At 46.9% G+C, this 14,180-nt stretch carries 13 protein-coding genes; all 13 read left to right on the top strand.

What is annotated here, in order from left to right:
- The first annotated feature begins 14 nt into the window (after positions 1-14).
- The 13 genes from DXB91_RS10605 to DXB91_RS10545 all read left to right on the top strand — a co-directional run bounded on the left by DXB91_RS10605 (position 15) and on the right by DXB91_RS10545 (position 14,172).
- Entirely contained in the window at positions 15-662 is a 648-nt protein-coding gene (locus DXB91_RS10605) for a potassium channel family protein (protein ID WP_015534220.1), read from the top strand.
- A gap of 15 nt (positions 663-677) precedes the next feature.
- Positions 678-932: a hypothetical protein gene (locus DXB91_RS10600; protein WP_015534219.1), complete on the top strand. Its 255-nt coding sequence runs from the start codon at positions 678-680 to the stop codon at positions 930-932.
- A 63-nt stretch (positions 933-995) separates the two neighbouring features.
- A complete protein-coding gene (locus tag DXB91_RS10595; protein WP_118017930.1) occupies positions 996-2,972 on the top strand; it encodes an ATP-binding protein in 1,977 nt (658 codons plus the stop codon).
- Positions 2,965-3,666: a response regulator gene (locus DXB91_RS10590; RefSeq protein ID WP_015534217.1), complete on the top strand. Its 702-nt coding sequence runs from the start codon at positions 2,965-2,967 to the stop codon at positions 3,664-3,666. The genes DXB91_RS10595 and DXB91_RS10590 overlap by 8 nt, the downstream gene beginning before the upstream one ends.
- Positions 3,667-3,989: 323 nt before the next feature.
- Positions 3,990-4,931 (top strand): EamA family transporter, encoded by a 942-nt coding sequence (locus DXB91_RS10585; protein ID WP_055147804.1) that lies wholly within the window; start codon positions 3,990-3,992, stop codon positions 4,929-4,931.
- Between the two features lie 160 nt (positions 4,932-5,091).
- The gene (locus DXB91_RS10580) at positions 5,092-5,778 is read left to right on the top strand and encodes a zinc dependent phospholipase C family protein (protein ID WP_022216743.1); all 687 of its coding nucleotides are present in this window, start codon (positions 5,092-5,094) and stop codon (positions 5,776-5,778) included.
- Positions 5,779-6,045: 267 nt separating this feature from the next.
- Positions 6,046-7,290, top strand: a complete 1,245-nt coding sequence (locus DXB91_RS10575; protein ID WP_022058952.1) for an ammonium transporter — start codon at positions 6,046-6,048, stop codon at positions 7,288-7,290.
- A gap of 247 nt (positions 7,291-7,537) precedes the next feature.
- A complete protein-coding gene (locus tag DXB91_RS10570) occupies positions 7,538-7,885 on the top strand; it encodes a P-II family nitrogen regulator (protein WP_004850656.1) in 348 nt (115 codons plus the stop codon).
- Between the two features lie 327 nt (positions 7,886-8,212).
- Positions 8,213-10,879, top strand: a complete 2,667-nt coding sequence (locus tag DXB91_RS10565; protein ID WP_118017928.1) for a cation-translocating P-type ATPase — start codon at positions 8,213-8,215, stop codon at positions 10,877-10,879.
- 2 nt (positions 10,880-10,881) lie between these two features.
- Entirely contained in the window at positions 10,882-11,943 is a 1,062-nt protein-coding gene (locus DXB91_RS10560; RefSeq protein ID WP_015534212.1) for an inorganic phosphate transporter, read from the top strand.
- Between the two features lie 240 nt (positions 11,944-12,183).
- Positions 12,184-12,804: a DUF47 domain-containing protein gene (locus DXB91_RS10555; RefSeq protein WP_015534211.1), complete on the top strand. Its 621-nt coding sequence runs from the start codon at positions 12,184-12,186 to the stop codon at positions 12,802-12,804.
- A gap of 314 nt (positions 12,805-13,118) precedes the next feature.
- Positions 13,119-13,487, top strand: a complete 369-nt coding sequence (locus tag DXB91_RS10550; RefSeq protein ID WP_004850651.1) for a CidA/LrgA family protein — start codon at positions 13,119-13,121, stop codon at positions 13,485-13,487.
- Entirely contained in the window at positions 13,480-14,172 is a 693-nt protein-coding gene (locus DXB91_RS10545) for an LrgB family protein (protein ID WP_015534210.1), read from the top strand. The genes DXB91_RS10550 and DXB91_RS10545 overlap by 8 nt, the downstream gene beginning before the upstream one ends.
- The last annotated feature ends 8 nt before the right edge of the window (positions 14,173-14,180 follow it).

The following is a 14,180-nucleotide window of genomic DNA, read 5'->3' as shown; positions in this document are numbered from 1 at the left end:
GGAGTTACTATATTATGAAAAACATATTGTTGATAGGTCTCGGCAGATTCGGTAGGCATATCGCTTTGCAGCTGAATAAGCTCGGGCATGAGGTGATGGCGGTAGACAGCAACGAAGAAAGGGTCAATAAAATTCTGCCGATCGTTACTAACGCACAGATAGGTGACAGCACAAACACGGAATTTTTAAAGTCGCTCGGAATCGGAAACTTTGATGTGTGCATAGTCACCATAGGAGGAAATTTTCAAAATTCGCTGGAAACCACTTCTTTGCTGAAAGAACTCGGCGCAAAATTAGTTGTATCCCGTGCCGAGCGTGATGTGCAGGAGAAATTTCTTCTGCGTAACGGAGCGGACGAGGTCGTTTACCCAGAAAAACAGGTAGCAAATTGGGCTGCTATTCGGTACACCGCCGATCACATACGGGATTACATCGAGGTCGATGAGGCTCATGCCATTTTTGAGGTAGAGGTTCCGGAGGGGTGGATCGGAAAAACCGTCGGAGAGCTGGATATCCGCAGAAAATACAGCATCAATATCATGGCGACCAAGGAGAACGGAAAAATCAATATGGCAGTTTCACCGGAAACCGTTCTTACGAACAAGACCACTCTTTTGGTTCTCGGTGCTTACAAAGAACTGCAAAAGTGTTTTCGCATTTAACAGAGGTGAGTGAGGATGGCTGAACTATTGCTGATCGTCAGCCTGCTTGGCATATTTGCTTTCGGATTTTATCTTATGAGCAGGCTGGATCGATTTCTTGAAGAAAACAGAAAAGCATTGTTAAAGGAAAACGAATCCCGTGAGCCTTCCGAAATTCTGCTGCCGCAGGGGTTGTCCGAAAGTGAAATATTATGTGAGATCCGCCGTTTTCGTGAAACGCACGGAAATGTCGATATTATTCTTTCCGATGGGCAGAAGAATGATTTTTAGACTGCGGTAGATTTTTTTACAGTTTTACTGTATAATAATAAAATAAAAATGGCGGTGAAACCGATGAAAGTACAAAACGAACAGTCAAAATTCGATACAGACGAGCATATCCTTGTCTGCCTATCCTCTTCGCCATCCAATGCAAGGATCATACACACCGCCGCAAAGATGGCTAAGACCCTTCATGCAAGATTTACCGCCATCTATGTGCAGACGGATACGGTCATAAATGATGAGGATCAGTCCCGACTTTCCCAGAACATACAGCTCGCGCAAAGGCTCGGCGCTGAGATCGTTATGACGCACGGCGAGGATGTACCGCTGCAGATCTCGGAATATGTTAGGCTTTCCGATGTCACAAAAATTGTGATCGGGCAAAGCAGTGCCAGACGCAGATGGCTGTTCGGAAGACCGACTCTCACTGAAAAGCTGATCTCCTCCGCCCCCGATGTTGACATTCATATTATTCCCGATGCACTGAACTACACAAAGCCGCACAGACGCCGTCTGTTCTTAAGTGCAGAGATACCGTCGCTGCGGGATATTGCCGTGACCGTCCTGGCGCTTGCCGTATGTACGGCGATCGGGTTTCTGTTCGACCATCTCGACTTTCCCGATACCAATATCGTTACGGTATACATCCTAGGTGTGCTGATGATCTCCGTTTTGACCAAAGGATACCTTTGCAGTATGGCAGGCTCACTTCTAAGTGTTGTATTGTTCGGATTTTTCCTTACCGAACCCAGGTTGTCCTTTCAGACATATGCCGTAGGCTATCCCGTTACCTTTGCAGTCATGCTGGCGTCTTCCGTTCTCACCGGCACGCTTGCCTCGAAGCTGAAAGATCATGCAAGGCTCTCGGCTCGCTCCGCGTTCCGTGTGCAGGTGCTGTTCGACACTGATCGTCTGCTGCAAAAAGCAAAAAGCAACGATGATGTTTTAAGCGTGACCTGTATGCAGCTCTCGCGGCTGCTTGACCGAAGCATTGTTGCCTATACGAAAGGCGAAAACGGAATGTTGTCCGGGCGGCTGTATGCCGAAAAAAAGGATACACACGCTGAAAAGCTGCTAAGCGATGCAGAGCGGCAGACCGCAGAATGGGTGCTTCAAAACGGTTGCCGTGCAGGAGCAGCGACAGCACAGTTTGGAAAATCCGAATGTCTTTATCTTGCGATCCGTGCAGGCGGCAGAGTATACGGTGTAATCGGGATACCGATGAAACCCGAAAAGCCCGATTCATTTGAGAGCAGCATCGTACTTTCGGTTGTGAACGAATGTGCGCTGGCAATGGATAATGCTCACAACGCCGCCGAAAAGGAACGGGCGGCAGATCTTGCAAAAAGCGAGCAGCTGCGCGCCGACCTTTTGCGGTCGATCTCACACGATCTGCGCACGCCGCTTTGCTCCGTTTCGGGTAATGCGGACACGCTTTTGCATAACGGAAACTGCCTGGACGAAGCAACCAAGCAGCAGATCTATAAAGATATTTATGACGATTCCGAATGGCTGATCGGCGTGGTGGAAAATCTGCTGTATGTTACACGGCTGAATGACGGACGCCTGAAGCTGGAGCTTACCGACCAGCTTGTAGACGAAGTGGTCAACGAAGCCGTTTCGCACTTGAAGAAAAAATCCGTCGGACACAAGGTGACGGTAAGGTGCGACGATTTGATCCTTGCCCGTATGGACGCACAGCTTATCGTGCAGGTCATTGTCAACCTTATTGATAATGCTTTGAAATATACCGAACAAGGCTCCGAGATCTGCGTAAGTGCCGAAAAACAGGGCGGGGATGCCGTAATCCGAGTCGCCGATAACGGAAACGGAATTGCAGACGATATGAAACCGCATATTTTTGAGATGTTTTACACCGGGAAAAATACCGTTGCAGACAGCCGCAGAAGCTTCGGGATCGGGCTTACCCTGTGTAAATCTATCGTAGAGCTGCACGGCGGAACGCTGACGCTTACGGATAACGTACCGCACGGCTGCATATTTACCTTTACTTTACCGCTCAGCGAGGTGACTCTGAATGAATAAACCCCTTGTTCTCGTTGTGGAGGACGACCGTCCCGTCCGCAATCTGATCGTAACAACATTAAAGGCGCACGATTACCGCTACCTGACCGCGGAGAACGGACACAGCGCTATTATAGAAGCGACCTCCCATAACCCGGATATCGTTCTGCTGGATCTGGGGTTGCCGGATATCGACGGCACACAGGTGATCGAAAGCATCCGCTCATGGTCAAATATGCCCATTATTGTGATCAGTGCGCGCAGCGAGGATAAAGACAAAATTACGGCGCTGGATGCCGGGGCGGACGACTATCTGACAAAGCCCTTTTCCATAGAGGAGCTTTTGGCACGCCTTCGGGTCACGCAAAGACGGCTGCTGCTGCTTCAGGCAAGCGGCGACGCCGACTCACCCGTTTTCCAAAACGGCAAGCTTAAAATTGATTATGCTGCCGGCTGTGCTTATCTAAATGGGGAGGAATTGCACCTGACCCCGATTGAATACAAGCTTTTGTGTCTGCTCTCTCATAATGTCGGAAAGGTGCTGACGCACACCTATATCACGCAGCAGATTTGGGGCAGCAGCTGGGAAAAAGATATTGCTTCTCTGCGGGTGTTTATGGCGACCCTGCGCAAAAAGCTGGAGTCGCAAAAGGACAGTCCGCAATACATTCAGACGCATATCGGCGTCGGTTACCGTATGCTGCGGGTAGACTGAGAAAAGCGAGAAAACAAGGATTTGAACTTATATGCAATAGAAAAGTGCTTGGCTTTGCTTTGGGGAGTATAAAACACAGCCTGTGCCAATTTGCCGTCCGAAACCGGGCGGCTTTGCTGTTTTTACGGAAATATACTGCTCACTATTCCAGACTGACGGACGCCGCCATTGTAGAATAAATCACTTTGCAGTAACTGTTACGCCCGCAACCTTAATCAAAGATCAAAATTTTTTCTAATCATTTTCCTGTTAGCTATAAAGATGATACAAAATGATAAATGTAAGTGTGTCTTACGGTCACATATAAATGGGAGGCGCGTAAAATGTGGATATTATTTGCTGCTGGTTCTTCGTTCTTTGCGGGAATCACGGCGATACTTGCAAAATGCGGTATAAGAAAGACGGATTCTGATGTGGCGACGGCCATAAGGACAGTTGTGGTTCTGCTGTTTGCTTGGCTGATGGTTCTTGTCACAGGAGCCTGGACTGCAGACACATATATCAGCGGCAAGACTTTGCTTTTTCTGGTCCTCTCCGGCCTTGCAACCGGCGCATCCTGGCTGTGTTATTTCAGGGCGCTGCAGAAAGGGGATATCAACAAGGTCGTTCCCATAGACAAATCAAGCACCGTGCTCACGATTCTGCTTGCCCTTATATTCCTACATGAGGGGATCACCTGGGTTAAGGGTATCTCAATAGTTATGATAGGTGTGGGCACTATGCTTATGATCACCAAAAAGAAAACTGCAGATGATCAGGAGCTGTCAGGGAAAGATGTCGAACATATGTCAACAGACGGTGGCAGTGTGGCACAGAAACAGCGGGGAATGGGACTTTTGCATGGCAGCTGGCTGTTGTACGCCGTGCTCTCAGCTGTTTTTGCCAGTCTGACAGCGATACTCGGCAAGGTAGGGATATCGGATATCAACTCAAATCTGGGCACGGCGATCAGGACAACGGTGGTTCTTGTCATGGCTTGGCTTATGGTGTTTGTGTCAGGAAAACAGCATGAGATAAATGGCATAGAGATGAAGGAGCTGCTGTTTATTGCGCTCTCCGGAATAGCCACGGGAGCATCCTGGCTGTGTTATTACAGGGCACTTCAGGACGGACCGGCAAGCGTGGTAGTACCGATAGACAAGCTGAGCATGCTCATCACCATTGCATTTTCAGGAATCGTGTTCCATGAAAAGCTGACCAAGAAAGCGGCTGTTGGCGTGGTATGCATCACTGCTGGAACTCTCTTAATTGCCATGAATTTCTGAATATTTTACGGTCTATTTAGAAAGTATTTATAGTTTCTTCCTGTGGATTTTATATCTATCGTTTACACTATATACAACGAAAAAGGTATAGAGGATACATTTGTACATGAGAAGCTTATCAAGCTGTGCTTGATGGCAGAACAGGCAGGAGGCGTTAAATATGAGAACAGCAGACCACATGAATCTGAGCAGATATATTATGGATCATATGGATGCCGGCGCATCTAAGCTGAAGAAGGCGGCGTTCATATTTGGCAGCATAGAGCCGGATATCAATATGTTGACTTATTTCAGGGGCAGCATCCATGGCGAGGAGAAGCTTAGAGGACACAACTATGAAAATGTCCAAAAGTATATGGAAAAACTTACAAATAAACTCACAAAGAAACTTGAAAAAGGCGGAATGGGAACTATAAGACAGAGCTTTCTTCTCGGAAAGCTTGTTCACTACGTGGCAGATTCATTCACATATCCGCACAACAGTATATTTCCTGGGAATCTTAGAGAACACTGCCAGTACGAGACAGAGCTGCATGACTATGTGAATAAGACGATATCTTCAGTAGGTGTCAATATGGAAAGCATAGATGATGGGCGAGACATAGTGGAATATCTCAGAGAAATGCATGACAGGTATGTCAGTGAGGCTCTGGGATGCGAGAATGATTACAGACATATCACACATGCAATATCCGTGGTTACAGAGCGGTTCTGGCAGACAGAGAGTGTGTCAGTGCCATCCATGCGGGATGTTGTAATTGCATATAAGGAACATATCCCGGTTACGGCAAATGCAAGTATGGCAGCAGCTGGCAAGACTGGAATGGAGTCTACAGGGGTGGCGTAGGATAGCACGCCGTAAAAAAGTCCAGTATATCGAAATTGAGCCGACAACAAAGACTTGGTTAAGAAACTTCATAAAAACAACAAAACAGCTTGAGAAAAACAATTTAAAATTACCTCTTGCATTATTTTCTGAAGTCTGCTATTATAAATCACGACAAAGGCGTCAAATGAATCGAAAAGATTCGTTTGGCGCCTTTTCGCGTATGTAGTACCGGGAGAATGAGATATCGCATCCTTCGGGTGAATAAAGGTTAAGGAGGAAGAAACTATGAATACGGGAGATACTGGTTTTATTATGATCTGTGCGGCTCTGGTGTTCTTCATGACACCCGGACTTGCATTCTTCTACGGAGGCCTCGTCAGGAGGAAAAATGTTGTAAATACCATCATGGCATGTACGGCCATCATGGGACTTTCAGTTGTCATGTGGGTGTTGTTCGGTTACTCACTCTCATTTGGCACTAATCACGGAGGTGTTATAGGAGATCTCAAGTGGTTTGCACTTAACGGGATAAAGATGGATGAGGCTGGTCCTTATGCGGACAATATACCTCATCTTGTATACGTTGCATTTCAGATGATGTTCGCCATGATCACACCGGCGCTTATCACCGGTTCACTGGTCGGACGTGTGAAGTTCAAGGCGTTGTTCTTCTTCATCATGCTCTGGTCGATCATCGTTTATTATCCGATGGCTCACATGGTATGGGGCCAGGGTGGTTTCCTCGGAGAGATCGGTTCAGTTGATTTCGCGGGAGGAAATGTAGTACATATAAGTTCAGGTGTGAGCGCTCTTGTATTCTCTATCATCCTTGGAAGAAGAAAGGGATATGAGAACACAGCATACAGAGTTCACAACATTCCATTTGTAGCACTCGGTGCATTCATCCTTTGGTTTGGATGGTTCGGTTTCAATGCCGGAAGTGCCCTCGGCGCAAATGGTCTTGCAGCACATGCATTCATGACAACGGCAATTGCCAGTGCCAGCGCAATGCTCTCATGGATGATAATAGATGTGATAAAGGATGGAAAGCCTACCCTGGTCGGTGCATCGACAGGTCTTGTTGTCGGTCTTGTGGCTATAACACCTGGCGCTGGATTTGTGCCGATCTGGTCATCATTCATCATCGGTGCGCTTGTCAGCCCGATCTGCTGCTTTACAATATCATTCCTTAAGGGTAAGCTGAAGATAGACGATGCACTTGATGCATTTGGATGTCATGGTATCGGCGGTATCTGGGGAGGTATCGCAACAGGTTTATTTGCAAAGAGCTCGATCAACAGTGTAGCTCGTTGGGATGGTCTGGTATTCGGAGATGTACATTTGTTCCTGATGCAGCTTGTTGGCATTGTGGTTACGATCGTAGTTGCCGTAGTCGGAACACTTATCTGTCTTGGAATCGTGAGACTCTTCACACCACTCCGTGTAACAGACAGAGAAGAGAAGGTAGGTCTGGATATCTCAGAGCATGGTGAGAGTGCATATCCAACATTCAATGGACTTGATTCGTAGGAGGATGCAATTGCGAACTGGATATGTATAGAGTGTTGAACTGATTTAGAATACCAATCAGGGAGCGCTTCCGCTTAACTCAGGCTGCAGCGGTACTAAGGCGCTGCCTGGGGGCACCACCTAAGGACCGGCGCCCTCGTATATCCCTGAGTTGGTAGTTCTAAATCAGCTCAACAAAATAAGAATACTATGTTCGCAATTGCCTGCATATTCTGGAAATTTGGCAAAGTGAAAGGAGAATATCATTATGATGATAAAGGTTGAGGCTATCGTGCGCGAGGAGGTCTTTGAGGACGTCAAGGAAGCGTTGAATGCCATAGATGTAAATGGAATTACAGTATCTCAGGTTATGGGATGCGGAGCACAGAGAGGATATAAGAAGCTTGTCCGTGGTACGGAGGTAGATGTGGTGATGCAGCCGAAGATCAAGTTTGAGATAGTTGTGTCATCTGAGGAATGGGAGAAGAAGACCATCGAGGCTATCCAGAAGGCGGCATATACAGGCGAGGTTGGAGACGGCAAGATATTCAGCTACGAGATCCGTACTGCAACTAAGATCCGTACAAAGGAGAGCGGATATGATGCGTTGAATTAAAAGTTTATAAATTCTTTACCAAATACTAGCCGGGAATCCTTTGACAATCAAAGGGTTCCCGTGTTATTATGTCGGAAATATCAGGGAGTAGTTCACATCGGTTATAAGATGTTGTGCGATCTCGTCATCACGTTTTCTGGCTGGGACATACCTGTGCAGGGAACCGGGACGCACGCTTTCGGAGTATATATAGTAGCGTATATAGAACTTGAAAGGAACGAGACTTTTATTGTGTGTTTATCATGCAATGAAGGGCTCGTTCCTTTTTCTTTGCATGACACACACAACCTGTTTACAGAGATTAAGAAGAAAAGGAGTCTGGTGTGTATGACAGAGAAAAATTTTTGGAACTGTTCCGGTGATGAATTACTAAAAGAATTCAAGACAGACAGCCGCGGACTGTCGACGGAGCGGGCAGAGGAGATCCGCAGTGAAAAGGGAGAAAATGTTCTCCAGGAAGGCAAGAGAAAGAGCACATTACAGGTGTTCCTCAGCCAGTTTTGTGACCTGCTGGTGATCATACTGATCATAGCAGCGGTCATTTCTATGTTTTCTGACAATATCGAGAGTACCATAGTAATCTTGGCGGTACTCGTCATGAATGCTGTGCTTGGAACGGTGCAGCATGTGAAAGCCGAGCGTTCGCTTGACAGTTTGAAACAGCTTTCATCCCCAAATGCAAAAGTTATGAGAGATGGTGTGAAGCAGGAGCTTCCGTCCCGCGAGATAGTTCCGGGTGATATCGTGCTGCTCGAGGCGGGCGATATGATAGTTGCCGATGGAAGGATACTCAGGAACTTCTCACTCCAGGTAAATGAGAGTTCACTCACCGGAGAATCTACAAATGTGGAAAAGAATGATGCAATAATAGAAGGTTCCGTGCCTCTTGCAGACAGGACAAATATGGTGTATTCAGGAAGTCTTGTTACATACGGACGAGCAGAGGTGCTTGTGACCGGAACAGGAATGGATACGGAGCTCGGTAAGATCGCAGGACTTATGAATGCGGCAAAGGAGAGAAAGACTCCGCTTCAGGAGAGTCTTGACAAGTTCAGTGCAAGGCTTGCGGCATTCATCATGATCGTGTGCGCGCTGGTATTTGTCCTCTGTATATACAGGAAGATGGCGGTGCTTGATTCCATGATGTTCGCAGTCGCCCTTGCAGTTGCAGCTATACCTGAGGCTCTTGGTTCGATAGTTACCATCGTGCAGGCATTTGGCACCCAGAAGATGGCGAAGGAGAATGCGATCATCAAGAACCTCAAGGCGGTTGAAAGTCTTGGATGCGTGTCAGTCATCTGTTCAGACAAGACCGGAACACTTACACAGAACAAGATGACCGTGCAGGAGATATATCTGGATGGAAAACTTTACAAGCCGGAGGAGCTTGATTCCCATAACCAGCTCCACAGGTATCTGCTATATGATGCGGTTCTCACCAATGATTCCAGCATAGTGGATGGAAAAGGAATAGGAGATCCGACGGAATATGCATTGCTTGAGATGTTCCGTCAGGTCCACATGATGCCAGGCATGGAGACGGATGGTACAGGTATCTCTGTTCCTGCGGAGGCTGTAAAATGGAGTCTGAAGGAGGATGTACTCAGGGACTGCATGGACAGAATGGAGGAGGTTCCGTTCGACTCGGACAGAAAGCTTATGAGTACAAAGTATCTGCTTCATGGGGTTCCGACCATACTCACCAAGGGTGCTGTGGATGTGCTGCTTGACAGATGCGTGAGCGTGAGATACAGCGATGGCGTAAAGCCTATGACAGATGAAGAAAAAGCGAAGATCAAGGCTCAGAACAAGGCATTCTCAGAGAATGGCCTCCGTGTACTGTCATTTGCATATAAGGAAAGTGATGAGGTACTGGGAGTTGATACTGAGTATGGATTTACATTCCTTGGACTTGTGTCCATGGTGGATCCGCCACGCCCGGAGTCTATGGCAGCGGTTGCCGATGCAAGGCGTGCGGGCATAAAGCCGGTCATGATAACCGGAGACCACAAGATCACAGCGGTTGCCATAGCGAAGCAGATCGGAATATACGAAGATGGGGACATGGCACTCACGGGAGAGGAGCTTGACGCTCTGTCTGATGAGGAGCTTGCACGTGACATAACAAAGATATCTGTATATGCCAGGGTGTCACCGGAGAATAAGATAAGGATAGTCGATGCATGGCAGAAGAACGGCAATATAGTAGCCATGACAGGCGATGGTGTCAATGATGCCCCTGCACTCAAGAAGGCAGACATAGGTGTTGCCATGGGAATAACCGGCACGGAGGTGTCCAAGGACGCGGCGGCCATGATCCTCTCAGATGACAACTTTGCAACCATCATCAAGGCTGTGTCAAATGGACGAAATGTATACAGGAACATAAAGAATGCGATACTGTTCCTGCTGTCAGGAAACACAGCTGGAATACTGGCGGTGCTTTACACCTCGATAGCCGCCCTGCCTGTTCCGTTTGCACCGGTACATCTGTTGTTCATCAACCTACTCACAGATTCTCTTCCTGCGCTCGCGATAGGAATGGAGCCGGCTGACCCATCGCTGCTATCAGAAAAACCGAGGGATCCTAAGAAGGGAATCCTGACATCTGACTTTATGGCAAAGATGCTCTCGGAGGGCCTTCTCATCGCTGTAGCGACCATGACAGCATTCCATCTTGGACTGCCGGTAAGTCCGGCAAAAGCCACTACCATGGCATTTGCAACACTGACACTTGCCAGACTGTTCCATGGTTTTAACTGCAGAAGTGAGGAGTCGATGTTTAAGCTTGGATTTAGATCAAATAAATACAGCGTATATGCATTTTTAGCCGGAGTGGCATTTCTGGCTGCGGTCCTGTTCATACCGGGACTTCACAGTCTGTTCAGCGTGGTAAGTCTTGGAGCAGCGGATGTGCTGAAGATAGCGGGACTTGCATTTGCACCAACTGCGATAATACAGATCATTAAGGCCATACAGGATAATAGGAGATAGACATGCTGGAGAATATTACATTTTCATATTTTGCAGAGCAGGTTGTGAGCCATCCGGCGCTTTTGATCGCCGTCCTGCTGACACTTGGAGTAATTCTGGTAAATGGATGGACGGATGCACCAAATGCCATAGCGACGTGTGTGTCTACCAGATGTATAGATGTGGATAAGGCGATAATTATGGCGGCTGCCTGCAATTTCCTTGGGGTGCTTATCATGTCGCTTGTCAATTCAAAGGTAGCCATGACTATCAAGAACATGGTGAATTTCGGCGGTGACACAGACTCAGCTATGATCGCTCTGTGTGCGGCAATGACGGCGATCGTAATATGGGCAATCGGTGCATGGGCATTTGGCATACCAACAAGTGAGAGCCATGCACTGATAGCCGGACTTACGGGCGCAGCCATAGCACTTCAGGGAGGACTGGACGGTGTAAATCCTTCAGAGTGGATAAAAGTAATATATGGTCTTGTGCTGTCAACCGTTCTCGGATTCGCAGTCGGATTTGTGGTGTGCAAGCTGCTCGCGGTTATCTGTTACCGCTTTGACAGAAGAAAGACAAATGCTTTCTTCTCAAAAGCACAGGTGGCCGGCTCGGCGGCGGTGGCATTCATGCACGGAGCCCAGGACGGTCAGAAGTTCCTGGGAGTTCTCCTGCTTGGGCTGTTTCTCGTAAATGGACAGAGCAGTGCAGAAAATGTAATGATACCAATATGGATGATGATACTTTGCTCGGTTGTCATGGGACTTGGAACATCAATTGGAGGAAAGAAGATCATCAAGTCTGTTGGAATGGATATGGTAAAGCTTGAGAAATACCAGGGATTTGCGGCTGATCTGTCGGCGGCACTCTGTATCCTGCTCTCGACGGTATGTGGAATCCCGGTCAGCACCACCCATGTGAAGACGACAGCCATCATGGGCGTGGGTGCTGAGAAGAGGGCATCTGCGATTAACCTCAAGGTGGTGCGTGATATGGTGCTCGCCTGGGTGCTCACATTCCCTGGCTGCGGTGTCATAGGATATGGCATGGCAAAGCTGCTGATCGTGTGGCTGGGGTAGTTTGTAGGTGGTTGAAAATGCAGGCTGAGAAGTGCAAGTGATATTTTGACATACCAATCAGGGGTCGTTCCCACTTAACTTAGCCTGCAGCGGTACTAAGGTGCCGCTTGAGGCTCCACCTAAGGACCGGCGGCTGCGTATTCCCCTGATTTGGTAATGCAAAAATCACTTACACGATTGCAGCGTATGAGTTTTTCAACCACCTACAAACACAGAGTTTTTATTATAAGGAGAAAAACTATGAAGAAGAAAAAGGACGAGTTTTATTTTAAAAATCTGAATACATGTGTGGAGATCTCGTATCAGGCTGCGGAGTTTCTGAAGAACGTAGTCGTGGATTTTTCGGTGGACACCATCAAGGAAAATCTTGATCGTATGCATGAGCTTGAGCAGAAGGCCGATGGCAAGAAACATAAGATGATGACTGTGCTCAGTCAGGCGTTCATAACACCGATTGAACGGGAGGATCTGGTTGCCCTGTCTAACTATCTGGATGATATTACCGATGCTGTTGAGGATGTGTTCCTACAGATTTATATGTGCAATGTGGATACTATCAGAGAGGATGTCCCCCAGATGGTAGAACTGCTCCTCGAGTGCATCAAGGCACTGCAGGATGTGATCGGAGAATTGAAGAGATTCAAAAGTTCAAAGACCATTGGGCAGAGCATAATCAGGGTAAATGATCTTGAGGAGCAGGGAGACAGATTGTATGTGGAGAATATGCACAGACTGTACGGTGAGAGTGACCTTAGGACTGTGGTCGTGTGGAAAAACATATATGCCTGCATAGAGAACTGTATGGATGTGTGCGAGCATGCGGCGGATATTGTGAACACAGTGATCATGAAAAATTCATAGGATGAGATTCCTGCAAAAAATAATAGTCAATAGAAATATTTACGAAATATTTTCAGATTGAATTAAAAAATTTGTTATATTTATCAAAAATTAGAAAAAGCAGGATATTCTATTGAATAAAATCAGAGTGAGAATATAATAATCAAAGGGTTAAAGGGTGGTTTGAATATACAGAGTAATTATATCTGTGTATCGAACCTCCTTTTTTGTGAAAAAGGCCCGACATGCGGAGGCTGTATACAGGCATGTATACCAAAGTTATGAATCGTTGCTCCATATGTGCATGATAAATATATAGAAGGAAGACAAAAAAGATGAAATATTTGAAGCAGTTTCTTATAATCCTCGCCATATCCTTTATCGGTGAGATACTTAAGTACATAGTTCCACTACCGATTCCGGCGAGTATATATGGTATGGTTATCATGTTTATCTGCCTACAGACCAAGATCCTCAAGCTGGACGATGTGAAGAGTGTGGGCAAGTTTCTCATAGAGATCATGCCGGTCATGTTCATACCAGCCGGTGTGGGCCTTATGTCGTCGTGGGGAACGCTTAAGCCTGTGCTTGTGCCAGTCAGCGTTATAACGGTGGTCGTTATCATAACGGTCATGCTTGCTTCAGGCTGGGTATCACAGCTTATAATAAGGAGAGACAGGAAGAAGGAGACTGAAAATGAGTGATATGTTTGAATCGTCCATATTTGCAGGGGTGACTATAAGCCTTCTGGCATATATGTTTGGAAGTGTACTTAAAAAGAAACTTAAGATAGCTATACTTAACCCACTGCTGGTGTCCATCATAGTGACTATAGTGGTGCTGGTTGTGGCTGACGTGGATTATGACGTGTACAATGAAGGCGCAAAGTATCTGAGCTGGTTCCTCACACCGGCTACAGTGTGTCTTGCAATCCCACTCTATGAGCAGTGGGAGCTTTTAAAGCACAATTATAAGGCTGTGCTCGGCGGTATAGTTGCCGGAGTTATAACGAGTCTGACTACAGTCCTTGTGTTGTGTAAGGTCATGGGGCTTTCCCATAAAGATTATGTGACACTTCTTCCGAAGTCCATAACCACAGCTATCGGAATGGGTGTTTCGGAAGAACTTGGCGGATATGTGACCATCACGGTTGCAGTCATAGTTGTGACCGGAGTGATCGGCAATATAATCGGAGAGATCGTGTTCAAGATATTCCGTATCAAAGAACCTATATCAAAGGGACTTGCCCTGGGATCATCAGCCCATGCCATCGGAACTGCCAAGGCTATGGAGATCGGCGAGGTTGAAGGAGCCATGAGCAGTCTGTCGATTGCAGTTACAGGAATACTCACGGTCATACTCGCGTCGGTGTATGCACATTTTATGTAATGGATATA

Source organism: Coprococcus sp. OM06-34AC (assembly GCF_003462545.1).
GTDB lineage: Bacteria > Bacillota > Clostridia > Lachnospirales > Lachnospiraceae > Coprococcus > Coprococcus aceti.
Note: the sequence above shows the minus strand (reverse complement) of the source record. Positions and strands in the feature narration are given on the sequence as shown.

Coding starts and splice junctions, on each gene's coding strand:
- DXB91_RS10605 (WP_015534220.1), top strand. CDS start 15: ATGAAAAACATATTGTTGATAGGTCTCGGCAGATTCGGTAGGCATATC.
- DXB91_RS10600 (WP_015534219.1), top strand. CDS start 678: ATGGCTGAACTATTGCTGATCGTCAGCCTGCTTGGCATATTTGCTTTC.
- DXB91_RS10595 (WP_118017930.1), top strand. CDS start 996: ATGAAAGTACAAAACGAACAGTCAAAATTCGATACAGACGAGCATATC.
- DXB91_RS10590 (WP_015534217.1), top strand. CDS start 2,965: ATGAATAAACCCCTTGTTCTCGTTGTGGAGGACGACCGTCCCGTCCGC.
- DXB91_RS10585 (WP_055147804.1), top strand. CDS start 3,990: ATGTGGATATTATTTGCTGCTGGTTCTTCGTTCTTTGCGGGAATCACG.
- DXB91_RS10580 (WP_022216743.1), top strand. CDS start 5,092: ATGAGAACAGCAGACCACATGAATCTGAGCAGATATATTATGGATCAT.
- DXB91_RS10575 (WP_022058952.1), top strand. CDS start 6,046: ATGAATACGGGAGATACTGGTTTTATTATGATCTGTGCGGCTCTGGTG.
- DXB91_RS10570 (WP_004850656.1), top strand. CDS start 7,538: ATGATGATAAAGGTTGAGGCTATCGTGCGCGAGGAGGTCTTTGAGGAC.
- DXB91_RS10565 (WP_118017928.1), top strand. CDS start 8,213: ATGACAGAGAAAAATTTTTGGAACTGTTCCGGTGATGAATTACTAAAA.
- DXB91_RS10560 (WP_015534212.1), top strand. CDS start 10,882: ATGCTGGAGAATATTACATTTTCATATTTTGCAGAGCAGGTTGTGAGC.
- DXB91_RS10555 (WP_015534211.1), top strand. CDS start 12,184: ATGAAGAAGAAAAAGGACGAGTTTTATTTTAAAAATCTGAATACATGT.
- DXB91_RS10550 (WP_004850651.1), top strand. CDS start 13,119: ATGAAATATTTGAAGCAGTTTCTTATAATCCTCGCCATATCCTTTATC.
- DXB91_RS10545 (WP_015534210.1), top strand. CDS start 13,480: ATGAGTGATATGTTTGAATCGTCCATATTTGCAGGGGTGACTATAAGC.